The organism is Sphingobacterium chuzhouense (genome assembly GCF_014692525.1).
In the GTDB taxonomy this organism is placed as follows: Bacteria; Bacteroidota; Bacteroidia; order Sphingobacteriales; family Sphingobacteriaceae; genus Sphingobacterium; species Sphingobacterium chuzhouense.
Map to the genome: position 1 here is coordinate 348,424 of NZ_JACNYL010000001.1, position 23,207 is coordinate 371,630.

Annotated in this window: 23 protein-coding genes; 18 read left to right on the top strand and 5 right to left on the bottom strand. The window is 38.6% G+C overall.

Features of this window, described 5'->3' with window-relative positions; genetic code table 11:
- The first annotated feature begins 7 nt into the window (after window positions 1-7).
- From H8B21_RS01510 to H8B21_RS01520, 3 genes are all read left to right on the top strand, one after another.
- Window positions 8-1,471 carry an NADH-quinone oxidoreductase subunit N gene (locus H8B21_RS01510; RefSeq protein ID WP_317170353.1) on the top strand — a complete coding sequence of 488 codons (1,464 nt, stop codon included), beginning with the start codon at window positions 8-10 and terminating at the stop codon, window positions 1,469-1,471.
- Window positions 1,472-1,789: 318 nt separating this feature from the next.
- Window positions 1,790-2,395 carry a DUF4254 domain-containing protein gene (locus H8B21_RS01515; protein ID WP_190312025.1) on the top strand — a complete coding sequence of 202 codons (606 nt, stop codon included), beginning with the start codon at window positions 1,790-1,792 and terminating at the stop codon, window positions 2,393-2,395.
- A 5-nt stretch (window positions 2,396-2,400) separates the two neighbouring features.
- Complete coding sequence (locus H8B21_RS01520) at window positions 2,401-3,432, top strand: glycosyltransferase family 9 protein (protein ID WP_190312026.1); 1,032 nt, start codon at window positions 2,401-2,403, stop codon at window positions 3,430-3,432.
- Here the strand turns inward: H8B21_RS01520 and H8B21_RS01525 are convergent.
- Window positions 3,429-4,214, bottom strand: a complete 786-nt coding sequence (locus tag H8B21_RS01525; protein WP_190312027.1) for a glycosyltransferase family 2 protein — start codon at window positions 4,212-4,214, stop codon at window positions 3,429-3,431. The genes H8B21_RS01520 and H8B21_RS01525 overlap by 4 nt on opposite strands.
- A 161-nt stretch (window positions 4,215-4,375) precedes the next feature.
- On the opposite strand from H8B21_RS01525, the gene H8B21_RS01530 reads away from it, so the two are divergent.
- From H8B21_RS01530 to H8B21_RS01545, 4 genes are all read left to right on the top strand, one after another.
- Complete coding sequence (locus H8B21_RS01530) at window positions 4,376-5,194, top strand: glycosyltransferase family 2 protein (RefSeq protein WP_190312028.1); 819 nt, start codon at window positions 4,376-4,378, stop codon at window positions 5,192-5,194.
- On the top strand, window positions 5,181-5,999 hold the full coding sequence (locus H8B21_RS01535; protein WP_223814767.1) for a glycosyltransferase family 2 protein: 819 nt from the start codon (window positions 5,181-5,183) through the stop codon (window positions 5,997-5,999). Before H8B21_RS01530 ends, H8B21_RS01535 begins: the two co-directional genes overlap by 14 nt.
- 90 nt (window positions 6,000-6,089) lie before the next feature.
- A complete protein-coding gene (locus H8B21_RS01540; RefSeq protein WP_190312029.1) occupies window positions 6,090-6,896 on the top strand; it encodes a glycosyltransferase family 2 protein in 807 nt (268 codons plus the stop codon).
- Window positions 6,897-6,908: 12 nt separating this feature from the next.
- Complete coding sequence (locus tag H8B21_RS01545; protein ID WP_190312030.1) at window positions 6,909-8,144, top strand: glycosyltransferase; 1,236 nt, start codon at window positions 6,909-6,911, stop codon at window positions 8,142-8,144.
- On the opposite strand, the gene H8B21_RS01550 is transcribed toward H8B21_RS01545, so the two are convergent.
- Genes H8B21_RS01550 through H8B21_RS01560 form a run of 3 tightly spaced genes read right to left on the bottom strand, consistent with a single transcriptional unit; the run spans window position 8,141 to window position 11,273 of the window.
- On the bottom strand, window positions 8,141-9,400 hold the full coding sequence (locus H8B21_RS01550) for a glycosyltransferase family 4 protein (RefSeq protein ID WP_190312031.1): 1,260 nt from the start codon (window positions 9,398-9,400) through the stop codon (window positions 8,141-8,143). The genes H8B21_RS01545 and H8B21_RS01550 overlap by 4 nt on opposite strands.
- A gap of 35 nt (window positions 9,401-9,435) precedes the next feature.
- A complete protein-coding gene (locus H8B21_RS01555; RefSeq protein ID WP_190312032.1) occupies window positions 9,436-10,260 on the bottom strand; it encodes a glycosyltransferase family 2 protein in 825 nt (274 codons plus the stop codon).
- Window positions 10,261-10,262: 2 nt separating this feature from the next.
- On the bottom strand, window positions 10,263-11,273 hold the full coding sequence (locus H8B21_RS01560; RefSeq protein ID WP_190312033.1) for a CgeB family protein: 1,011 nt from the start codon (window positions 11,271-11,273) through the stop codon (window positions 10,263-10,265).
- 319 nt (window positions 11,274-11,592) lie between these two features.
- Between H8B21_RS01560 and H8B21_RS01565 the strand changes: the two genes are divergently transcribed.
- From H8B21_RS01565 to H8B21_RS01590, 6 genes are all read left to right on the top strand, one after another.
- Window positions 11,593-12,432, top strand: a complete 840-nt coding sequence (locus tag H8B21_RS01565) for a glycosyltransferase family 2 protein (protein WP_190312034.1) — start codon at window positions 11,593-11,595, stop codon at window positions 12,430-12,432.
- A gap of 124 nt (window positions 12,433-12,556) precedes the next feature.
- Entirely contained in the window at window positions 12,557-13,426 is an 870-nt protein-coding gene (locus tag H8B21_RS01570; RefSeq protein WP_190312035.1) for an alpha-1,2-fucosyltransferase, read from the top strand.
- A gap of 6 nt (window positions 13,427-13,432) precedes the next feature.
- Window positions 13,433-14,407, top strand: a complete 975-nt coding sequence (locus H8B21_RS01575; protein WP_190312036.1) for a DUF6492 family protein — start codon at window positions 13,433-13,435, stop codon at window positions 14,405-14,407.
- Between the two features lie 286 nt (window positions 14,408-14,693).
- Window positions 14,694-15,701: a glycosyltransferase family 2 protein gene (locus H8B21_RS01580; RefSeq protein ID WP_223814768.1), complete on the top strand. Its 1,008-nt coding sequence runs from the start codon at window positions 14,694-14,696 to the stop codon at window positions 15,699-15,701.
- 251 nt (window positions 15,702-15,952) lie between these two features.
- Window positions 15,953-16,987 carry a glycosyltransferase family 2 protein gene (locus tag H8B21_RS01585; protein WP_190312038.1) on the top strand — a complete coding sequence of 345 codons (1,035 nt, stop codon included), beginning with the start codon at window positions 15,953-15,955 and terminating at the stop codon, window positions 16,985-16,987.
- A gap of 108 nt (window positions 16,988-17,095) precedes the next feature.
- Entirely contained in the window at window positions 17,096-17,461 is a 366-nt protein-coding gene (locus tag H8B21_RS01590) for a hypothetical protein (RefSeq protein WP_190312039.1), read from the top strand.
- A 279-nt stretch (window positions 17,462-17,740) separates the two neighbouring features.
- On the opposite strand, the gene H8B21_RS01595 is transcribed toward H8B21_RS01590, so the two are convergent.
- Window positions 17,741-18,124, bottom strand: coding sequence for an HU family DNA-binding protein (locus H8B21_RS01595; protein ID WP_190312040.1), 384 nt, complete (start codon window positions 18,122-18,124; stop codon window positions 17,741-17,743).
- A 627-nt stretch (window positions 18,125-18,751) separates the two neighbouring features.
- On the opposite strand from H8B21_RS01595, the gene H8B21_RS01600 reads away from it, so the two are divergent.
- The 5 genes from H8B21_RS01600 to H8B21_RS01620 all read left to right on the top strand — a co-directional run bounded on the left by H8B21_RS01600 (window position 18,752) and on the right by H8B21_RS01620 (window position 23,207).
- Window positions 18,752-19,438: a zinc metallopeptidase gene (locus H8B21_RS01600; protein WP_190312041.1), complete on the top strand. Its 687-nt coding sequence runs from the start codon at window positions 18,752-18,754 to the stop codon at window positions 19,436-19,438.
- A gap of 145 nt (window positions 19,439-19,583) precedes the next feature.
- On the top strand, window positions 19,584-20,927 hold the full coding sequence (ffh, locus tag H8B21_RS01605; protein ID WP_190312042.1) for a signal recognition particle protein: 1,344 nt from the start codon (window positions 19,584-19,586) through the stop codon (window positions 20,925-20,927).
- A 23-nt stretch (window positions 20,928-20,950) separates the two neighbouring features.
- On the top strand, window positions 20,951-21,535 hold the full coding sequence (locus H8B21_RS01610) for an NADH-quinone oxidoreductase subunit A (RefSeq protein WP_190312043.1): 585 nt from the start codon (window positions 20,951-20,953) through the stop codon (window positions 21,533-21,535).
- Between the two features lie 7 nt (window positions 21,536-21,542).
- On the top strand, window positions 21,543-22,049 hold the full coding sequence (locus H8B21_RS01615) for an NADH-quinone oxidoreductase subunit B (RefSeq protein WP_190312044.1): 507 nt from the start codon (window positions 21,543-21,545) through the stop codon (window positions 22,047-22,049).
- Window positions 22,050-22,064: 15 nt separating this feature from the next.
- Window positions 22,065-23,207, top strand: coding sequence for a 5-(carboxyamino)imidazole ribonucleotide synthase (locus H8B21_RS01620; RefSeq protein WP_190312045.1), 1,143 nt, complete (start codon window positions 22,065-22,067; stop codon window positions 23,205-23,207).

Genomic DNA, 23,207 nt, shown 5'->3' on the forward strand with positions numbered 1-23,207 from the left:
AAACAACGTGAACGTCTCCATTCCCAACATACTCGACCAGATAATCGCCTCTATTCCGCTATTTAAACCGGAGCTAGCGTTGATTATTGGTTTTATCGTGTGCATTTTTATGGCTCTTTTTATAGAAAGACGTTGGAAAAACAGCACGTTTATCGGCTGTGTGGTTACGTTGGCATTTTCACTGTACTATCTTATAGACCAACTTTCTACGACAGGAACGGGCTTTTCGGGCATGTGGCTAGTCGATCCACTAAGTACTTATGCCCGTCTTGTGATTATTTGCAGTACACTGATTATCGCCATCTTCCTACAACAACGCCACTCCAAGAACAATGGTGATGTGTATAGCATATTGTTAGCCGCTACATTAGGAATGCATGTATTAAGCTCTACAAGTAACTGGTTAATGGCTTTCATCGGTATAGAGATGGTCTCCATCGCTTCTTATATTTTGGTGGGTTATTTTTCACAGAATAAAGTCCAATCAGAAGCTACTATGAAGTATGTTCTTTTTGGATCAGTATGTGCCGCGGTAATGCTATATGGCCTTTCGCTCGTCTATGGATTAACAGGTAACCTCGATTTCCAATCGGCCGCACATCTACAAGGACTAATGGATGCGCCCGAGGCTATTGTTACGCTCGCTTTACTTTTTGTATTTACCGGGATCGGATTTAAGCTTAGCTTTGTACCTTTTCATGTATGGAGTCCCGATGTCTATCAAGGTGCGCCTACTGCTATTACCGCTTTTTTATCTACTATACCTAAAGTGGGTGCAATTGTCTTATTTGCGCGTCTTTACCAGTCGTGGTCGTCCACTGCATTTTATTTTTCAGAACTAAGCACTTGGTTTATTATTGTGGTAGCCGTCGTCACGATGCTTATCGGTAATCTCGCTGCACTTCGACAGCAAGATGTTAAACGGATGATGGCTTATTCTTCCATCGGCCACACCGGCTTGCTCCTTATGGTCGTATTTGCCTATCAAGATGCTTTCAGCTATTTATTATTCTATGTTGTAGCATATGTCATCATGAATTTGGCTACCTTCATTTTTATCGATCAAATAGAACAAGAAACAGGATCCACTTCCCTCCTTTCCTACGCCGGCTTGGGTAAAAAGATGCCGCTATTATTTACAGCATTTACATTGGTTGCTGTCTCACTTATCGGCATACCGCCAACGGTAGGGTTTGTAGCGAAGCTGCTGGTGTTTACCTCTACGTTTTCCATCTTTCAGTCATCGGGTGATACGGGCCCGCTCCTGTTGCTAATTGTCGGTGCACTTACAGCTGTTATCTCGCTTTTTTTCTATTTCAAGATTCCACTATACGCCTTTTTACGCAATAGCGATCAACCTATAACCGATAAAAAACAAGTCAGCGTTTTGCTTATTATAGCGTATATTCTAACCGTATTGGTTATCCTATTAGGGATATTTCCCAATTGGTTAATGGAGAAGGTGTCTTAAAAATTTTTCTTTATACTTTTTTTTCCGCAAAAAAAGTATGCAAAAAAACTCGCCACTTTAAAATTTTGAATGGAGGGGATATTGCATAAATATTATTTCTACATATTTCAAAATTTTATATGTGGCATTTAAGGGTTAAAAAGGGAATAATACAATTGCACAATCTCCTCCTTAATATTCAATGTCGCATCCGGAGATTTGAGGTATGTAGAAATTCATCCTTAGTACTATCCCTCTTCTCAAATATCCGCAGCGACGAGCTTTTTGCTTCTTTTTCGCGGAGAAAAAGAAGATAAAAAAATCCTTATCTTTGCCGTTATGATCAGTGCAATTGCCAAGACAATATTTCAACGTGCCATTGAAGATTATCATCGTTATGATGAGATAGACCATCCTATGGAGAATCCATACGACAGCCAATCGTTAGAACATCTATTATATCTGAAATGCTGGATAGACACCGTGCAGTGGCACATGGAAGATGTCGTCCGAAATCCAGATATCGCTCCAGAAGAGGGGTTGAACTGGAAACGTCGTATTGACAAACAAAATCAAATACGCACCGATACAGTAGAATATATCGATAGTTATTATTTGCAACAGTTCCATCATGTTCAGGTGAAAGATCATGCACGAGTCAATACCGAAAGTCCTGCCTGGGCTATCGACAGGCTATCCATTTTGGCACTGAAGATATACCACATGGAGCTGGAAACCAAACGCACCGATGTGGATCAAGCACATATTGCTTCTTGTCGGTCAAAATTAGATGTGTTATTAGCGCAACGAAAAGATTTGTCACAAAGCATTGATGAACTGCTTGTCGATATTGCATCTGGAGAGAAATACATGAAAGTCTACAAGCAGATGAAAATGTATAATGACCCTTCACTGAATCCTGTGCTATACAGAAAAATACAATAAGGAAGATGAAAAAAGCCCGCGTATTGGTTATACGCTTCTCGGCAATGGGGGATGTGGCAATGGTGGCATCTGTATTACGAGAGCTCAGCGCTCAGCATAAGCAGATAGAACTCGTCATGGTAAGTCGACCACAGTTCGCGGCTTTTTTTGACGGAATTCCCAACCTCACCTTCCATCCTATCTTTCCCGACGAGCAACACAAAGGCCCTAAAGGGTTATGGCGGCTTTTCAATGAGCTTAAAAAATATGATATTGATTACGTGGCCGACTTGCACAACAATATTCGTTCACGGATTCTGACATTATTTTTTAAAACTGCTGGCTATCGTTTGGCTATCCTTGATAAAGCACGCCATCGAAAAAAGGAACTGACGAGAAAAAGGCATAAGATTTTCAAACCACTACGTCCTACTGTTGAGCGTTATGCCGATGTCTTCAGAACGCTTGGCTTTTCACTAAAGCTAAAACATCAATTACAAAAAGAGGAGCGCCCTATACCGGACGCATATCGAGCGATATTATCATCAAAAACTATTAAAATCGGTATCGCTCCTTTTGCCCAGCACCCCTACAAAGTCTGGAAATTGAGCCATTGGGATACCATTTTCAAGATGTTTCCTGCATCTAGATATACGTTTTTCGTCTTTGGCGGCGGAAAACAGGAACTCGAGCAGGCGATAACATGGAACAAACAGCATCCCCATGTTCATAATACGATTGGCCAATTGGGTGTAAAGGGAGAACTTGACCTTATTAACCGTTTGGACTTCATGATCAGCATGGATTCCTCCGGTATGCACATGGCATCGTTAGTGGGTATCCGCTGTTTATCTATTTGGGGAGCAACACATCCTTATGCCGGCTTCTTAGGTTATGGACAATCTATGGAAGATTGTATTCAAATAGAACATCCTAATCGCCCTAGCTCCATCTATGGAAATAAATCGTGTATTTGTAACGGCATAGAAGCTATTGATCTAGTCACGCCGGAGATGGTCGGGGAGAAAATTGATGAGGTGTCCAGTGCGCTCATTTAGACTTCAGCACAACCATTTTTGCATCGAGTTATGCCACTCTCTCTGATTTTCCATAAAACATCATTATGGCTTTCTTCTTTATCACGGCTCGCCAATTCATGGTATAAATGATATTGTATACAACGGAATTTCACGGCTTTCTTGATTATTCCGTGATTGACAAGGCGTGTTGCGAGTTCTTCGTCCTCATGCCCCCACCCTCTCAAGTCGTTGTTATATCCGTTAACATCTTTAAAATCAGCCTTCCAAAATGCCATATTACAGCCTCTGACGCTTTGCCCGGATTTCCTTTTTTTTGTTACCAGCCAAGAAAGATAAGGTATACGGATAGCGTTAAAACGATTGACAACACCCGTTGAAAAGAAACGGATATCAGTTTCTTTAGCTTTCAAGACTGCCTCTACCTGTTCTTTCGCAATATGTGACCGTGTCCCTCTTACAAAGTATCCGCTTTCTGCCACATATAAATGATCTGCAATAAAGTGTCTATCCAGAATGACGTCCCCATCAATCTGTACAATGTATTCTTCTTTTGCCTTTAATATCGCCTTGTTCATAATAATTGACTTACGAAACCCTATATCTTCCTGCCATACATGTACTATTTCAACGGGGGATGTGAGCTGATATGAGGCAATAATTTTTGTTGTCCTATCATCTGAACCATCATCTGCAATAACGATATCCTTTGGCAAGATAGATTGTTCCATTACACTTTTTAAGCATACATCTAGCGCCTCTGGCCAATTATAGGTGGAAATTACAAGACTACAATTCTTCATTTAGTTCCAAAAGTACCTACTATTGTGTAATTTTGCACATTCTTGTTACAATTTTGTCAAGAATATTTTAACATAAAAAGACAAGCAATGAGACCAAGCCTGTCCCGACACTGGCAGGATAAACACCATACATATAATAAATATAGACAACACGATCCTGCATGAAAACAGACTGTTCGCTTATCATATCCACGTACAACTGGCCAGAAGCATTAGAACTGACACTTCTCAGCGTTCTTAATCAAACAATTTTACCCGAAGAAGTCATCATTGCAGACGACGGTTCTACGTCTGCTACCAAAGATTTGATCATGCGCATGCAAAACCTGTTTACCGTACCGTTAATCCATATTTGGCACGAAGACAAAGGGTTTAGGCTTGCCGCTATCCGTAACAAGGCCTTTGCCAAAGCATCGACACCTTATATCGTACAAATTGATGGTGATATTATTCTACATGCAAAGTTTATTGAGGATCACCTTCATATCGCCCAACCTGGTTTTCTTCTTCAAGGCTCACGTGTCATGTTAGGAAAAATGTATAGCAAAAGCCTTTTTGAGAAGAAAAGCACTTATATAAATATCTGGTCACCGGACATTAAACGAAGAGAAAATGGTTTTCGGATACCTCTTTTGTCACGTTATTTATTGAAGAAATATAAAAACAAGTATCCAATATATTACGCCCGAGGTGCCAACATGTCTTTTTGGAAACAAGATTTAATTGAAGTAAACGGCTATAATGAAAACTTTGAGGGGTGGGGCCACGAAGATAGCGACCTCACATTACGTCTAATGAATAAAGGCGTTAAAAAGATGATCATTAAATTTGCTGCTATTGCCTATCACCTCTTTCATCCCGAAAAAAAGGAAAAATCGCATGAAGAAAGAAACAAGTCGATTCTGGCAGCTTCCGTAAAAGAAAAAACGATTTGGAACAATTTTGGCTTAGAGAAGTATCTGGAAAATGGGAAATCGTAATATGGACACGCTGGAGGTAAGCATCATTGTTTCTACTTACAATTGGCCACAAGCTTTAGAAAAATGTCTGCTGAGCATCTTTCAGCAGTCGCAGTTGCCCAAAGAAATTGTTATAGCGGACGATGGATCAAAACCGCACACGAAAGAAATGGTTTCCTCACTACAACGTTTGTCTTCTGTCCCTATTGTTCATATATGGCATGCTGATGAAGGATTTAGACTCAGCGCGATACGCAATAAAGCTATTGCAGCCGCAAAAGGTAACTATATCATTCAGATTGATGGGGATATCATACTTCACAAAGATTTCATTGCAGACCACTTAGCTTTGGCGCAACCCAAAACTTTTCTGTGTGGCAGCAGGGTACTATTACCTCAAAAATATAGTGCTAATATTCTGAAAGCACCGGAACTTCCTCGTATAAAAAAATCAGCACTCCCATTAGCGTCTATACTCAATAGTTATCGTTTTATACCGTTATCTCATTTTTTAGCTGATCGATACAAAAAGAATAAGCCACTATCACTTCGGGGCTGCAATATGTCGTTTTGGAAACAGGATCTCGTAGAAGTAAACGGGTATAACGAAAGCATACAAGGCTGGGGGAGCGAGGATGCAGAGCTCACTATCAGACTATTAAACGCCGGAAAGAAAAAGCGTTTTATAAAATTCGGAGCGGTGGCTTACCATATCTATCATGAAGAAAACTCGCGATCGAACCTGAGAAAGAATGAAGAAATATTGTCTCAAGCTATCAGCAAAAAACTGACGTGGATAGAAGATGGAATTTATACTGCAATATAAATTAATTACGTAAATATTAGAATCTGTTGTACACAATCGCACTTCTTATTACGTTATATACAAAAAAGCATTAGAATCGAATAGATAAATATGAACAAATACCCAAAAGTTACGTTATTGATTTCCACCTATAATTGGCCGGAAGCATTAGCATTGGTTTTGAAAAGCATATTGAAACAAACGGTTATACCGGAGGAGATTATTATCGCAGATGATGGTTCCTCCGAACAGACAAAAATTCTGATCGAGAATTTTAACAAAGAACATCGCCTAAGTATAAAGCATGTTTGGCATGAGGATCGTGGTTTTCGCAAAAGTATTATTGTAAATAAAGCTATACAAACCAGCTCCAATCCTTATATTATTCAGATTGACGGCGATATTGTCCTCCACAAAAGATTTATTGAAGACCATAAAAAAGCAGCTAAACCAGGTTATTTTATTGCAGGAAGCCGGGCGGCTATAGGCGAAAAAAGATCCAACGAAATCCTTAAATCCGGCTTTCTTTTATCGTTGAATCCGTTTTCGTCGGGAATGGACACAAGATTCAATGCTATCCGTTTTCCTTTTTTATCGTTTCTATTCTCTTCGAAAAGTAATTCTTCCTGGAATGTAAAAGGTTGTAACTTTGCATTCTGGAAACAAGATTATATTGATGTCAACGGGTATTATAATGGTTTTAAAGGTTGGGGATGGGAAGATTACGAACTTGCCCAACGATTGGTAAATAAGGGTATAAAAAAGCGAAAATTGAAATGGGCTGCTGTCTGCTATCATATATTTCATCCGCTTTCTGCGCGAACAAATACCAAACCAAACGAATTTATTTATAGAGAAACAATAGCACATAAAATGAGACATCGTTCTCCGGGCTTTCACGAAGTTGTAGGCATATAGCCATTCCCTTAAATGAAAAAAATCGGGTTTGTTATAGGCTTATATGGAGAAGAGGTTAATGGTGGAGCGGAAAAACATTGCAAGATGCTCGCCGAACGAGCTTGTAGATATTACGATGTTGAAGTATTAACAACGACAGCAAAGGACTATAAAACGTTTACACCTTTTTATAAGGAGGGCGTGGAAGAAATAAATGGCGTCAGGGTACGACGTTTCAGAACAATCCCTTTCAACCAAGAGCGTTTTAGTACATTTTATAACAAAAGTCGAACGGGCAGGAAAATCCGTCGGTTTTTATATAAAAGAGGTCTATTACGATATGTGGCTTCTCTCTTTCCATCTTGGAGCTTATTTGCAAAAAAAGAAATAGAAACCTTAAAAAAACATGGTCTGTATTCTCCTGATTTAATCGATTATGTCAAAACCAATGAAGCATCCTATTCGGCTCTTTTTTTGATTTCCTATCCTTGTCCTAATTTTTACTTTATAAATGACATCATCCCTCATAAATGCATTTTTATTCCGACAGCACACGACGAGGGGGATTTCTTCCGTGCTTATCTTGCTGATATTTTCACTACCATTAAGCACATAGCTTTCAACACAGCCTCGGAAAGGGATCTCTGCCAGCGTATTTTTGGAAATAAGATGTCGTCCAACAGCATCCTCGCCGTAGGCGTAGAACTCGAAGAAGCAGCAGATTTCTCCGACGTACAACTGAAATACAATCTACCAAACCGATATGTTCTATATTTTGGCAGAATAGCAGAAGAAAAAATAGGGAATCTAATACCATGGTTCATCGCTTATAAAAATCAAAGCGATGATCCAGTTAAGCTGGTTCTTACGGGTGGCAACTTTATGGCAAAGTGTGAACATCCTGACATTCAATATACGGGTTTTGTAAGCGAATCGGAAAAAACAGCACTGATTAAACATGCACAGTTAGTTGTTAATCCCTCCGATAGGGAAAGCCTTTCTTTGCTATTGCTCGAAACCATGCAGCTAGGTAAGCCAGCACTTGTAAATGGGAAATCCGAGGTCATGAAACAACATTGTATTGATAGCAATTTTGCAGCCCATTACTATATATCAAAATCCGACTTTATACAGAAGTTAAATGAGATGCTAGCGTTAGACCAGTTTGAGGAAAATGAAGGTCCAAGCAGGAAAGCCATTAGCTATGTAGAAGAAAATTATTCCTGGAATAAGATATTGGAAAGGTTGAATGTTGTGATAGATTCCTAATCCTTGATGAAGCCAGTGACAAAATCAATTCCTTTTTCAAATTTCGCTAAAACGGATTCCCAAGTATAGTTTTCTGCAACATATATTTTTGCCTTTTCGCCCTCTTCTTTAAGCTCTTCATCTGATTTTGTAATATACGTTTTAAGAGCCGAACAGAAGGATTCCAAAGAATCGTACGACGTTCCTGTCCCACTTTTTAATATATGCTCATACAACACTTCACATTTTTTATTTACAATAGCTGGGATTTTCTCGTTCATGCCTTCCAATGTAACCAGTGAAAGGCTTTCGTACAAAGAGGGCATAATAGTAGCCCGTGCGCTCCTCAGTAATGCATACTTCAGTTCTTCCGAAACAAATCCCATGTAAATAACTGAAGGATGCTCATAACATTCAGTCATGTCATTCTTTCCTACAAGAATCAACTTGTATTCCTTGTATTGCGGATTTTCCTGTTGAAATCGGATATAATATTCCAGCAGCTGATCACATCCTTTCCCTTTGTCAACCCGTCCAATATAAATGAAATACTTTTTAGCTTCGATAGAATCAGGAAGAGCTTGTCCCTCTCCAACATATTTATTAATTCCTACTCCAGCTATATCACTATGTTTTGTATGATTTTTGAAAACATTTTCAATCAGTCTTTTTTCAGATTCGGTATTGTACATAATAAATCTAGGTACGGAGAAAATATCTTTATAGGGTTCCGTATAAATAAGCGGTTCATCATGCGCCGTCGGTATAAAAATACTTTTATCGGAAACTAACGGCATACCTACTACAGTTGGATAAAATCGATAGGTAAAGAAAATAAAAGTATCATATTGCCTTCCATTGGATTTTATATAGTTTACCAATTCTGGACAATAAGGCCCTTGGCTGATAAGCCAATTTTCGATTTCACTATGTTTGACTTCTGTTATATGAAACCGTCTGTCGAAAAAATCAAATATTCCGATTTTTTTTAATATTTTAAAATACTTTTTTTGTTTAAAGATAGCTCTTTTAGCCGTTCGATATTTTTTAGATTTTTGTTTGATAGTAGCAAAGCGATAAACTTTTATCTCATTGATACTTTCCTCACCAAGAGGATAGTGGTTATCCCATGAATAATAGTCTAACGCTGTAGTTGTTAGCACCTCCACCTGATATTTCCCAGATAACTTTTCAGCAAGAATCCTAGCGTGGTACTCTGCTCCACCATTAACCTCTAAACCGTAACGTTGAACAACTATGGCTATTTTTAAACCCATTTCTATCTATTCTATTACGAAAATCATATATAATCTCATTTATTTTCTTTTTTCAGAAACCATTTGTATATCAATTTTCGATACCATTCGTTATAGTATTTTGCTTTATATTTTACCGCCTCTTCTTTTGCCCAAAGCAGATCATTAATAGATCGCTTGTGCTTGCGATACAATTCGTAGTGCTTATTATAAATATACAAATGCGTATAATCAGCGTAATTATGTATTCTATCCAAATCAGAAATCGAGTCTTTCGTCACACGCTTTCGGTAAAATACTAAAGGCTTTTCTATTTTGTAAGCATTTGGATATTGAGCTGTCATACGAATCCACATCTCCCAATCTTCTGCATGTGCCAGTTCCTCATCAAACATGCCAATCTGCCTAAATTTCTCCAGCTCAACCATCGACGATATAGGGAAACAGCTTCCCAGCAGGATCCTTTCCGTAGAATAATTCAACTGTACCCAAATCCCCTCTTCCTCTTCAAACTTCTCCACTAAGGAATACACAATATCAACATCCTGGTTAGTATTAAATACATTTATGCATTCCTCCAGAAAACTCGGCGCAAATTTATCATCGGCATCTAGGAATACAATATATTTGCCCTGCGCAAAAGAAGCCCCAAAGTTTCGGGCACGTGCTGGCCCTTTATTATTCTGATGAAAGGAACGCACCTGTGGAAATTGGGCCTCCAAACTTTGAATGATTTCCCAAGAGTTATCCGTCGATCCATCATCAATAATGATAACCTCAAAATTTGTATAAGTTTGGGCAATACAAGATTCCACCGATTCCCTAACAGTAGTTGCGTTGTTATAGCAAGGAATGATGATACTTATTACATCCTCTTTCATTTTTAATCTTTTTTATTTAAAAGCGTGTTTAACCAAGAAGTAAAACTATACTGTTCGACAATGTTAGAATCAATATTCTTGTATGGTGCTGCTATAAATTCCTCTAAGCCATTAAAATTATTATTTTCTATAATAAAATAATTATTGGGATGATAGAAATCCCTCTCCCGCACGCTTTTATTATTTGTAATGACCTTTTTTTGATAATACAATCCTTCAAAAATCCGAAAGGAAAGTCCTTGGTGTTCAGCAATAAGAAGGTCTAAAAGGATTCCATAAGGCGATATCTTCTCCAAATAGCTTTTATATGGAATAACATCCTTAAGTAAACTAATATCCACATTTTGATAGAGTGGTGAATCGTCAGGAAGGTAAGCATTAATCAGCAGGTCAATATCGACTTCAAGACCATACTCCCTTAGAATATTGTAACATAGCAACATATCATCTAATCTGCTAGGATGGTATGAACCTAAAAAATAAACTGCTTTCCCTGCTCTCTCCTGATTTGTCCCTCGGGGATAACAGTCGAAATAAAAATTATCTACCAACTTCAAATTATACTCCGGATACTTCTTTATGTCATTTTTATCAAAAACAAAAAAGTGGTCGAACAAATCGATTCTTTCAAAAACCTTCTTATTACGACCTAATCCATCATAATGATATGATACAAATGATCTTGATTTCAATTTAGCTGCTTTTAGAATTTCAATCGGAAAAAAATCTGATCTTATTACTATACAGTAATCGTAGTAGTCTTCCTCGTTTATAATATCGACCTGTTTATTTTCAAGAAAACTCTTCCTCAATTTATCTTTATAAGTGTAATCTCTTAACAAAATCTTGTGTAAGAAGTTTCGTAATCTATCCCATATGCTAGTATATGAAAATTCATATCCATAGTTCAGAACCAAGGTGACATCATATCCATTTCTCTCTAAATTCTCCTTTATACTTTGATAAAGCCCATAATCTATTAAAGCAAGTAATAAGACTTTCTTTTTTTCCATTTACTTTTTATATCGACGAAGCTGGGGATATTTCATATTTCAACTTCGATAATAACACCATATAAGAAGATGCTCAATCGAACGCAACGCTTAAATCCAAAGTTAACATAAATCATAGTATATTAACATATCTATTGCCTAAAATCCATTTGTTACCAAACTTAATTTCACAAAACAGATTAGAATGGCTCTACTGATTAAACGAAGGGATTATAGAACATGAATTTACAGGACTTGACTTTCTACCACAAAAAGCTTTATTTTGGATTGCTATTATCATTATCTTATTTTTATCACAATTCTCGTAAATAACTGAAATATGACGCCTATTTTCTCCATAATTATACCTTGTTATAATCAAGCTAATTTTTTAGGTGACACGCTGGCCTCTGTTTTAAAACAGAGTTTTAAAAATTGGGAATGTTTAATTATTGATGATGGGTCACCGGATAATACCGCTGAGATTGCCAAAGAATGGGAAAAAAACGATTGTCGTTTTAAATTATATCAGAAAGAAAACGGAGGACTGAGCAGTGCTCGGAATCATGGGTTGTCTAAAGCTAAAGGAGAATATATACAATTCTTAGACGCTGATGACTGCCTCAACGAGTCAAAATTAACAAAGTGCTATAATGAACATGTAAAAGGAGTACAATTAGTAGTTACATCTTTTGAGCACATCAAAAATGGTAAAATTTCACCTCCCTTCTGTACTCTTAGGCAAGAATATCTAGATTTTGATAATATTTTATTGAAATGGGACGGTGAATTTTCGATTCCTATTCATTGCGGAAGTTTCAGTAAAAATATAATTGGAAACTTAACGTTTAATGAAGGGTTAAAGGCGGGAGAAGATTGGATATTTTGGCTAAACATATTTGAAAAAAAACCAGATGTGACCTTCATTAATGAGAGCCTTGTTTTCTATAGACTGCATGAAAAGAGTATAACGAAAAATATTCAAGTGATGATTGAACATAAAACTAGGGCGCAGCTAACCATATTCGATTTGCTAAATGAAAAGTATAAACGCCTTTTCTTTGAGCGATTTTCTTTAGAAGCAATAACAAGACGCGAAGAACTTTTCAATATATATCGCAATAGGGAGAAACGTATAAAAAATAGGATAAAAGTATTTTTTAAAAAACTGACGAGATAGATATTTTCTAGCGATGTTGGATAACACAAATAACTTAAAATTATGGCAAAAATAGTATATTTACTCCTTAGCAAGAATATAGTTACAGTTAAATAGGAATTATTAGGCACAAGATATCGTTTAGATGAAGATAGTTAAATTCTTAGGTGGGTTGGGAAATCAAATGTTTCAATATGGGTTTTATCTCGCTCTCCAAAAAACGTTTAAAAAGGTAAAAGCGGATTTAACTGGTTTTGAAAACTACACACTCCATAACGGATTTGAACTGAACGACATTTTCAACATCAAACTGAATACAGCATCTGAATTCGATTTAAATCTATATCTTCCTAACAACCGAAAATGGAAATGGCGTAAGCTAAGACGGTTGTACCGCACGAGACGCGCCTATACGGAAGAAACCATGTCGTTCGGTTACGACAGGACAATCTTTAGCGATAAACAGAACCGATATTATTGGGGTTACTGGCAGCATATCGATTACATCAATAGAGTATCCAAGGAACTTCGCGAACATTTCCGGTTTCCACAAATCACCGACACTAGAAGTGAAGAGCTTATCCACCGCATCCAACAACGTGAGAGTGTTTCTCTTCATATCCGTAGGGGAGATTATCTCATAGAAGCTAACCAACATCTGGGAAGTATATGTGATCATAATTACTATGAGAAAGCTATCGCGTATATAAAAAGCAAAATAGACGCTCCCCTATTTATTGTTTTCTCCAACGATATTCCTTGGTGTAGGGAGACTTTTAAAGATATAGATGCCGTTTTCGTAGACTGGAATATCGGCAAGCAGAGTTATATCGACATGCAATTGATGAGTTTGTGCAATCATAACATTATCGCCAACAGCAGTTTTAGCTGGTGGGGAGCTTGGCTCAATAACAACCCCGACAAAATAGTCGTATCCCCTGATAAGTGGATAAACGAGACACGTGCGAACACAGATGGCCGTGGTCTTATTTTAGATAGTTTCGTCACCTTTTAATAGCCAATGAAAAACGAACAGCGAAAATTTGCTGGAAATCCTGTATACGATCTGGTGTTGTGTGTCGGAAAGCAGCATATCGATATCTCCCAAACGACCTTACGGCATATCATACGATTTCTTAAACCTCGCACTATATATATTATAACTCATCAAGATTATTTCCCTGCTTTTAAAACTATATGCCAGCAGCATATCCAATTACATCTTGTAGATGAAAGGGATTTTGTGGACGAGGTAAACTATCAAGATATTGCCGATTTTATAGAAGCGAATACGGGCAGTATAAAAAGGACGGGGTGGTACTTCCAGCAATTTTTGAAAATGCATGCCCATCAGTTCGTTAGCGCAAATTACTATTTAATCTGGGATGCCGATACGATCCCGCTGCAACCTATTCATTTTTTCGACGCGTACAACCATATTTTAATACATCCTGGAAAAGAGTATCATCAACCCTATTTTGAAACACTAAATAATCTACTTCACCTAACCAAACAAGTCCCTTACTCTTTCATTTCCGAACATATGATGGTCGATAAACAAGAGATGAAGAACTTACTGGATACTATACATTTCTACAATCCTTCGTTTTGTTGGCCTTTAGCGATATTAAAAAACATCGAAAAACAACACTTAGCGCACTCTGGCTTTTCAGAATATGAAACCTTTGGAAATTTTTTGGTAGCTTCAAAAACTTCAAATTTCCAGATTCGTGATAACCAAACATATCCACTCCAAACCTATAGATTTGGCAGTCAACTGTTTGGTACGGCTCCCTCACTTCGAGATCTTCAACTGCTCAAACAGCTTGGATTCCATTACGTGACATTTGAAGCGTGGGATAAAGGTGACATTAAAACTATCAATCGGAATAAGACGTTAGCCAAAATCTTGAATAAAATACAGCGATATCCTCTTTTAAGTTCTTTGAAGAAAAATATTTTACAAAAAATAAAGAGCCAAATGCATCAATTTTAAAAGTGCTTTTTTATCCATTCGTGGTGTCTTAATTCTCCTAAGACTTCCCCTAAAAAGCAATTCTTGGATTAATTAGCACTTTTTACCTGCTTATTATTCTTTCGTTATTTTTTAAATGAGCCTCTAAAATTTTTTATGTAAAAAATACATAAACTGAACCGAAATAAAATTATATTTGCTGACATAAATCTGTATTGATTAATTATAAAACCGATGACAACAGTTATTAGCGTCGCAATGGACACCTCTTTATTAGTATAGGGAATACTTTTCAGTTGAAAATATTATGCCTAAAATTACTGTATTCATGGCAGCATACAATGCCGCCCCGTTCATCTCACAAGCTATCGAAAGCGTGTTGAACCAAACTTTTGAAGACTTTGAATTATTGATTGTCAACGACGGTTCCACGGATAACACTAGGGAAATTGTCCACAGTTTTACAGATCCCAGAATCAGATTAATCGAAAATGATGGCAACAAAGGACTATCTTTTACCAGGAATGTCGCTCTCACAGAAGCTAAAGGCGAATTTATGGCTATACTTGATAGCGATGATATTGCCCATCCCGACAGGTTGGAAATACAAATCCAGCATTTCTTGAACCGTCCTAAGTTAGCTGTTTTGGGAGGATACGCTTATATCATCGATCATACCGGGTGTAGGACAGGGCAAGAGATGGCTCCCATTTGTGAAACAAATACACTCCATGCCGGTTTACTGTTCTACAATTCGTTTGTGCACTCCACTGTCATGCTGCGCATGTCGGCCTTTACAGAAGTAGGTGGCTACCCTCCTTACATCGCTGCTGAAGATTATGGACTATTTTCAAGAATAGCTTTAAAACATGAAGTAAGCAACATTCCTCAATATCTGATAGAATATAGAATACATGGAAATAATATCTCTTTACAAAAAAAAGACATCATGGAAGCTCAACTTAAGGATATTCTTTTCTATCAACTGGATAAACTGTCATTATCTATTACCAATTTGGATCCAGCGATATTACTTTCACCCGTTACGGGAAGCAAATATTCTCCAAAAGAATATTATACACTTTATCGCAGCATCATTTTTGAAAATAGAAAACATAAACAATACCCTACAATAGAACTGGAACGCATCTTTTTCAATAACTGGTATGCCATTATAATGGAAAAAGGAAAATCCAATACCTTTCCTCTTTTTCTTAGGAAACCGATTTTTAATCAACAATATGTGACCGCCAAACAGATTCGAAAAACATTTAAGCAATCACTCAAATACTTGTTAGGAATTCAACGTTCGTGACGGACGATGACAAAACTGCATCAATTGCATTAACATCTTTTTTCGGTTATTTAGCTTTCTTTAAAAAAATAATCTATATTAGACATTCATTACTATCGTACAGAAGTACGATACAGGTCATATATTGACCAGTAGGGCTTCTTCCCCTAAGGTCAATTCAGCGTAAAAGCGTTATCAAACTGTTTTTTCCCATAAAGCTATTGCATATGCAACGCAAAGAGAATATTCATACACAGCGAGGATAAAGCCAAATGTCAGAATTAAAAATGCCGAATAAGCGTAAAATAAAAATAACTGTTTTCATGGCTGCGTACAACGCAGCGGACTATATAGCAACATCGATTGAAAGTGTATTAAAACAAACATACCCTCACTTTGAACTTTTGGTTGTAGACGATGGATCTACAGATAATACCGTAGAAATCATCCGAAGTTTCAATGACCCTAGGATACGCTTAATTCAAAACGACGGTAATAAGGGGCTTCCTTTTACGCGAAACGTAGCTTTGACAGAAGCTAAAGGCGAGTTTATGGCGGTATTGGATAGCGATGATATTGCTTTCCGAAATAGACTGGAAGTACAGCTTCAACATTTTTTAAACCGACCTCAACTAGCCGTTTTGGGTGGATATGCATATGTCATCGACCGTATGGGGCAACGGACAGGGCAAAAGATGACTCCTTTTTTTGGGTCGGATAAGCTACATGCAGGTCTTTTATTCTATAACTCATTTGTGCATTCTACCGTTATGATGCGTATGTCAGCCTTTAGGGACATCGGCGGCTACCCGAACCATCTCGTAGCACAGGATTACGCACTGTTTTCTAGGATAGCTTTAAATTATGAGGTCGATAATATCCCCGAATATCTCGGTGAATACCGTATACACGGTAATAATATTTCTACCCGAAAAAAAGATCTCGTTACACAACAGCTCCGCGCTATTTTGCGCTACCAACTGGATAAATTACTACCAAAGGCCGACCACATCGATATGGATATCCTGCTAACCCCAGTGGTAAAGAGCAGATATTCCCTTGAGGAGTATTACACTATTTACCAGGAAATCATTCTTCATAACCGGCAAAGCAAACAATATCCTATCGCAGAATTGGAACGTATCTTTTTCGAAAACTGGTACATCATTGTGATGGAAAAAGGAAAATCCGCTACATTGTCTTATTTTCTTCGAACGCCGATATTTAATCCACGGTACGTTACCGCCAAACAACTCCGAAGAACATTCAAACAATCGCTAAAATATTGGCTTGGCATCCATCGTTAAGAACGATTAATGTTAATCGGTCATCCTGAGAATAAAATAAAAACATTTCAACCGAATATTAATCTTTTCTTGTTAGTTCAGGTCAAATTACAAACAAATCAAAAATCTATGTATAAATTATCCCTATATCTAGCTGCTGGTATTTTATTATTCTTGGGGTCATGTGCTGCATTAAGACATGGCGACATGAGTTTAATCAGCTTAGGCATGCCAAAAGAAACCGTTATCAAACGTATTGGAAAACCCAACATGGTCGTAATGGCACAATCCACCGAAGAGGGTCCCCTCGAAGTATACGAATATATGCCTGTTGAACGTAATTCGTATACAGAAACAGTGGAGCGACGTCCAGTTTGGGTATATTTCCTTAACGGAGAAGTTATTGAATGGGGTCCTGGAGAGGATTGGCAAATCGATAACGCATTTACCAAACGTATGTTGGAAAGGTACCACAAGCGTAGAGGACATCGATAATAGAGATAGTGCAGAAATAAAATTAACTTAACATAAAATAAATCTTTCTCAAATCTTTTTTTGAGTAGAAAATCCATTTCTAAAAACTGACCACGGTAACTTTTCAGACTCCAAGTTTGTTTTTGGAAAGTGACCACGGTCGTTTGTGTGAAACAAACTTTCATTTTGGAAAATCAAACGTTCCTTTTTTTAAATGACCACGGTCATTTTGGGTGTTTTGAACACAAAAAAGCCGGCATCTGAAGATGCCGGCCAACCGACTAAGCTATGAAAAGACTTCTATTCGATTTTCTTGAAAGTTAAATCGGTTATTGCCTTTTTGATACGCCCGCCATTTTGGAATAACACACGTCTGCGTTGGATATTAGCAGCCGTAACATCTTCGGCTGCTTCACTTCCCAAGCTGCTCGTGCCTAAACGAAAAGATCCCAGACCGCCCAGACGAACAATATATCCTCGGGAGATATTACGTGGAATTTCCCGCACCAAACTGTATAATACCGCCATTACATCCGCCTCGTTAATGGAAGACGCGTGGGAGATATCGGAAGCTAGATCTTCCAAGGTAATCTCGCCGCTGCTTATCGGACGTGCGTAGAACTTTTTAGGGGCAGCCGCATCCTGCGGGTTGCCGATTTCCTGTACATTGAATTTAATTGCCATAATAATAATATTTAAAAGTTTAAAAATATTTGTCGGTATCGGTCTACTGCACCACCGGCGAGCTCTTTCCGTTAGCATTTTCCGATACCTTTTCTTTTGTTCTTACTCCTCGCGAGATGATCGAACGAAACAAACGTAAAAACAGCTAGTCACCAAAATGAAATTTCGATAGGATTTGATAGAAATTGATAAGATTTGATAATTTTTAACCCTACCGAAACTACTATTATCTGATTGCCTGTTTACTCCTCGCGAGATGATCGAACAGCACAAACATAATGCAACACACAGATCGATAGCGAAAAATGAACACAAATGAATACAAATGAGCGCTAATGGCGACAAATGACGACGACTACACCCTGATTTGCGAAAATAATGCTTGGCCTTATTCCGTCCTCGCAACGTCAAAAAGAAATATATACGGTTTTAAATCAGCTTCAATTATATAATTGATCAGTTTTTTCTACGATAATACGCAATAATGACAGGCTAATATCACTTTTTTTATTTTAAACTGACAAAATGAATGGTTTTTATTATCTTCAAGCCGAATCATAACGAATGGAATATGGTTTGCAGGGAAGGAAAGAGAAACAGCAAAAGATTTAAAAAGAAATAAAGACTATGTATTGGATTATATTTATTGGGATTGCAGTTATCAGTTGGATTGTGCAATCGAGGTTTAAGAACAAGTTTAAAAAATATTCAGAGTTCCCTTTAAGTTCTGGGCTTTCAGGCGCTGAAATCGCTCAAAAAATGCTCCATGAAAATGGAATCTATGACGTGAAGGTGCTGGTAGCCGATGGAGGCGGTTTGTCCGACCATTACAATCCAGCGAATAAAACCGTAAACTTAAGCAACGAAGTATATTATGGCCGTAGTGTTGCTGCCGCTGCTGTTGCTGCACATGAATGCGGACACGCCGTACAACACGCAACCGCTTATTCCTGGTTGCAGTTCCGTTCGGCGATGGTGCCGGTTGTTAGTGTGGCTTCGCGATTGACTTCTTGGGTCCTGATAGCCGGTGTGCTGATGATGGCTTTTAGTGGGAACCCGTGGATACTCGCAGTCGGTGTAGGTGCATTGTTCTTGACAACGTTATTCGCTTTTGTGACTTTACCCGTAGAATTTGACGCATCTGGTAGAGCATTGAAATGGCTGGAGACAGCTAATGTTACCCACAGCCGGGATGAGCATGATGGTGCAAAAGACGCATTGAAATGGGCTGCAATGACGTACGTTGTAGCAGCATTATCAGCACTGGTAACGCTATTATATTATGCTTATATCCTTTTCGGAAGAAGAGATTAATAATAACGTGCATAAACATAAGACAAAAAATGCGACTAGATGTCGCATTTTTTGTAGTTTAATGGATTCCCGTCGATTGATGAAATAAAATTCGACACTATTTTGTAACTTTGGCACTTAGCACATTTTAAGACGAGAGATAAACATGTTTCAGAATTTACAGGATAAACTGGATAGGGCCTTTAAGGTATTAAAAGGGCAAGGAAGTATCACTGAAATAAACGTCGCAGAGACGATGAAAGAAATTCGCAAGGCATTGTTGGATGCCGATGTGAATTATAAAACGGCCAAAACATTCACCGATGACGTAAAGCAAAAAGCCTTGGGTCAGAATGTACTGACTAGCATTTCACCGGGGCAGTTACTGACTAAAATCATGAACGATGAGCTGACTTCCCTTATGGGAGGAACAGTCACCGACCTGGATGTAACACATAATCCCACAGTGATCCTGATAGCTGGTTTGAACGGTGCGGGTAAAACCACATTCTCCGGCAAGCTCGCAAACTATCTCCGTGATAAAAAAGGCAAGAAACCATTATTAGTAGCAGGAGATGTTTATCGTCCCGCTGCAATAGACCAATTACAGGTACTGGGCGAGCAAGTGAATGTGCCCGTGTATGTCAATCGCGAATCATCCGATCCCATTGCCATTGCTATGGAAGGGGTAGCAGAAGCCAAACGCAACGGAAATAACATTGTCATTATTGATACCGCCGGGCGGCTAGCTATCGACGAGGCTTTAATGACCGAAATAACAGCTGTAAAAGAGGCGACGCAACCGCATGAAATCCTATTTGTAGTGGATGCCATGACAGGTCAAGATGCTGTCAATACGGCTAAGGCATTCAATGACCGTTTGGACTTCACGGGTGTCGTACTCACGAAGTTGGACGGTGATACCCGTGGTGGTGCAGCGTTATCCATCAAATCCGTAGTCAATAAACCCATCAAGTTTATCGGTACAGGCGAGAAAATGGAAGCACTTGATGTATTCCACCCGGACCGTATGGCATCCCGTATTCTCGGCATGGGAGACGTGGTTTCGTTGGTAGAACGTGCCCAACAGCAGTTTGACGAGAAGGAAGCAGCAGAGCTACAAAAGAAAATCCGTAAAAATAAATTCGACTTCAACGACTTTAAATCCCAGATCCAGCAAATTAAGAAAATGGGTAATATGAAAGACTTGATGGGGATGATTCCCGGTGTCGGCAAAGCCATTAAGGATGTGGAAATAGAAGACGATGCTTTTAAACCGATTGAAGCGATTATCGACTCCATGACACCTTTTGAAAGAGAAAATCCAGATGCGATCGATACCAAACGGCGCATGCGTATAGCAAAGGGTTCAGGAACAGATATCAACGAAGTGAATAAGCTAATGAAACAATTTGCAGATATGCGCAAAGTCATGAAACAAATGTCCAATCCCGCTATGGCCGCGAAAATGATGCGCAATATGCCCAAAATGCCCGGCAAACCTTTTTAAATAATATTTCCTATTTTTGTTTTATGGATGACCCCGCGCAACTCTCAGAATACGGAAAAATACTATTAATTGCGATAGTAGGTATCCTACTGGTGTGCGTAACCATTTTGTTGGCGAGAATACTATCACCGAAGAAACCGACCCCCGAAAAACTAAGCACGTACGAATGTGGTGAGGAAACCACGGGCAATGCTTGGGTACAGATAAATCCACGATTTTATGTGATTGCTTTGGTCTTTCTATTATTTGATGTAGAATTGATTTTCGTATTTCCCTGGGCAACCGTTTTCGGAAGTAGCGAACTGGTTGCTGCTGATGGGCGGTGGGGATGGTTTACGTTAGTAGAAATGGGGATGTTTTTAGGCATTCTGGTAGTAGGATTGGTCTACGTATGGAAGCGGGGTGATATATCATGGATCAAACCCGCACATATACAACCTCGCGTTTCTGTTGGTATACCCGCTACGGCCTATGAACAATTGAATAATAAAAAATACCAAGTCCGCGACTATAAGGAAACAGTATCTTCGGAAACAGACGACACCAATGCAAAAGTGGCTCGTAGCGGAGGATTAGGGTTTCGGCCAAAATTCAAGAAGTCAAACTGATTAAAACATGGATAAAGGACAAAATCAAGCACAAAGCGGGGGTGTAATCATTGCTAAGATGGATGATTTGCTAAATTGGGCAAGGTTATCATCCATGTGGCCGGTGAGTTTCGGAATCGCTTGTTGTGCGATCGAAATGATGGGTGCTATGGCGTCAACATACGATCTGGATCGTTTAGGCGTGTTTCCACGCCCCTCTCCCAGACAATCCGATGTGATGATCATTGCAGGAACCGTGACCTTTAAGATGGCAGATAGAATAAAAAAACTCTACGAACAGATGCCCGAACCCAAATATGTCATATCGATGGGTTCTTGCTCAAATTGCGGCGGTCCGTATTGGCAACATGGCTATCACGTGGTGAAAGGTGTTGATAGGATTATTCCCGTAGATGTATATGTACAGGGATGCCCACCGAGACCGGAAGCGTTAATAGGCGCATTTTTAGAACTTCAAAAGAAAATAGAAACAGAGAATATATTACAAGATCAATATTTTTCTGAACACGCTTAATATTTTAAAAACACTATGGCAAAAGATTTTTATGGCGAGTTGCAATTAGGTATTCTTGGCGGTGGCCAGTTGGGTCGTATGCTCATACAAGAAGCCATCAATTACAACGTAAACGTGCATATATTAGACCCCGATAAAAATGCACCGTGCCGTAAATTATGTAACCGTTTTGAATGTGGTTCATTAGGCGATTTTGAGACAGTCTATAATTTTGGTAAAGATTTAGACATGATCACCATTGAAATCGAAAAAGTGAATGTGGATGCTTTAGAGAAGTTGGAAGGCGAAGGTGTTATAGTATATCCGCAGTCCCGAATCATTCGATTGATTCAAGATAAAGGTCTGCAAAAACAATTTTTTAAACAAAACGATATTCCGACTGCAGCTTTTCAACTGATCTCCAATAAAGAAAATCTCTATGAAACGGCTATCCCGTTACCTTATATGCAAAAGCTTCGCAAGGACGGCTACGATGGTAAGGGTGTAAAGAAAATCAACAGTACATCAGAAATCGAGCAGGCTTTTGAAGAACCTTCTTTGATAGAAGAGTTGGTGGATTTTGAGAAAGAGATTGCGGTGATTGTTGCTAGAAATGATAAAGGTGATGTGACTACTTTTCCCTTGGTGGAGATGGAGTTCAATCCCGATGCCAATTTGGTCGAATTTCTGATTTCACCTTCGACATTGCCTTTTGAAACCCAAACGCAAGCTGATGAAATAGCGAAAAAGATAGCGGACGACTTACAAATTGTCGGTCTCTTAGCAGTGGAAATGTTTCTGACAAAAGATGGTGAGATTTTAGTAAACGAGCTTGCTCCTAGGCCACACAACAGCGGACACCATACGATTGAGGGAAATATCACATCGCAATTTGCCCAGCATTTGCGTGCTATTTTCAATTTGCCGTTGGGCGCCACAACAGCGAGAACGAATGCAGTAATGATAAACCTATTAGGTGAACCACAGTATGAGGGTCTAGCCAAATATGAGGGTGTAGAGGAGGTACTTGCCGTTGAAGGTGTATTTGTCCATTTATATGGAAAAAAATACACGAAACCTTTTCGTAAGATGGGACACGTATGCATTGTAAATGACGATCGTGAGTTAGCGATAAAAAATGCACGTTGGGTGCAAGAAACATTAAAGGTAAAAGCTTAA

Excerpts from the sequence above, each read along its gene's own strand:
- H8B21_RS01600 (WP_190312041.1), top strand. The coding sequence starts at position 18,752 with ATGTATTGGATTATATTTATTGGGATTGCAGTTATCAGTTGGATTGTG.
- H8B21_RS01580 (WP_223814768.1), top strand. The coding sequence starts at position 14,694 with ATGCCTAAAATTACTGTATTCATGGCAGCATACAATGCCGCCCCGTTC.
- H8B21_RS01555 (WP_190312032.1), bottom strand. The coding sequence starts at position 10,260 with ATGAAAGAGGATGTAATAAGTATCATCATTCCTTGCTATAACAACGCA.
- H8B21_RS01545 (WP_190312030.1), top strand. The coding sequence starts at position 6,909 with ATGAAAAAAATCGGGTTTGTTATAGGCTTATATGGAGAAGAGGTTAAT.
- H8B21_RS01520 (WP_190312026.1), top strand. The coding sequence starts at position 2,401 with ATGAAAAAAGCCCGCGTATTGGTTATACGCTTCTCGGCAATGGGGGAT.
- H8B21_RS01610 (WP_190312043.1), top strand. The coding sequence starts at position 20,951 with ATGGATGACCCCGCGCAACTCTCAGAATACGGAAAAATACTATTAATT.
- H8B21_RS01570 (WP_190312035.1), top strand. The coding sequence starts at position 12,557 with ATGAAGATAGTTAAATTCTTAGGTGGGTTGGGAAATCAAATGTTTCAA.
- H8B21_RS01595 (WP_190312040.1), bottom strand. The coding sequence starts at position 18,124 with ATGGCAATTAAATTCAATGTACAGGAAATCGGCAACCCGCAGGATGCG.
- H8B21_RS01535 (WP_223814767.1), top strand. The coding sequence starts at position 5,181 with ATGGGAAATCGTAATATGGACACGCTGGAGGTAAGCATCATTGTTTCT.
- H8B21_RS01565 (WP_190312034.1), top strand. The coding sequence starts at position 11,593 with ATGACGCCTATTTTCTCCATAATTATACCTTGTTATAATCAAGCTAAT.
- H8B21_RS01620 (WP_190312045.1), top strand. The coding sequence starts at position 22,065 with ATGGCAAAAGATTTTTATGGCGAGTTGCAATTAGGTATTCTTGGCGGT.
- H8B21_RS01530 (WP_190312028.1), top strand. The coding sequence starts at position 4,376 with ATGAAAACAGACTGTTCGCTTATCATATCCACGTACAACTGGCCAGAA.
- H8B21_RS01550 (WP_190312031.1), bottom strand. The coding sequence starts at position 9,400 with ATGGGTTTAAAAATAGCCATAGTTGTTCAACGTTACGGTTTAGAGGTT.
- H8B21_RS01560 (WP_190312033.1), bottom strand. The coding sequence starts at position 11,273 with ATGGAAAAAAAGAAAGTCTTATTACTTGCTTTAATAGATTATGGGCTT.
- ffh (WP_190312042.1), top strand. The coding sequence starts at position 19,584 with ATGTTTCAGAATTTACAGGATAAACTGGATAGGGCCTTTAAGGTATTA.
- H8B21_RS01615 (WP_190312044.1), top strand. The coding sequence starts at position 21,543 with ATGGATAAAGGACAAAATCAAGCACAAAGCGGGGGTGTAATCATTGCT.
- H8B21_RS01575 (WP_190312036.1), top strand. The coding sequence starts at position 13,433 with ATGAAAAACGAACAGCGAAAATTTGCTGGAAATCCTGTATACGATCTG.
- H8B21_RS01515 (WP_190312025.1), top strand. The coding sequence starts at position 1,790 with ATGATCAGTGCAATTGCCAAGACAATATTTCAACGTGCCATTGAAGAT.
- H8B21_RS01590 (WP_190312039.1), top strand. The coding sequence starts at position 17,096 with ATGTATAAATTATCCCTATATCTAGCTGCTGGTATTTTATTATTCTTG.
- H8B21_RS01585 (WP_190312038.1), top strand. The coding sequence starts at position 15,953 with ATGTCAGAATTAAAAATGCCGAATAAGCGTAAAATAAAAATAACTGTT.
- H8B21_RS01525 (WP_190312027.1), bottom strand. The coding sequence starts at position 4,214 with ATGAAGAATTGTAGTCTTGTAATTTCCACCTATAATTGGCCAGAGGCG.
- H8B21_RS01540 (WP_190312029.1), top strand. The coding sequence starts at position 6,090 with ATGAACAAATACCCAAAAGTTACGTTATTGATTTCCACCTATAATTGG.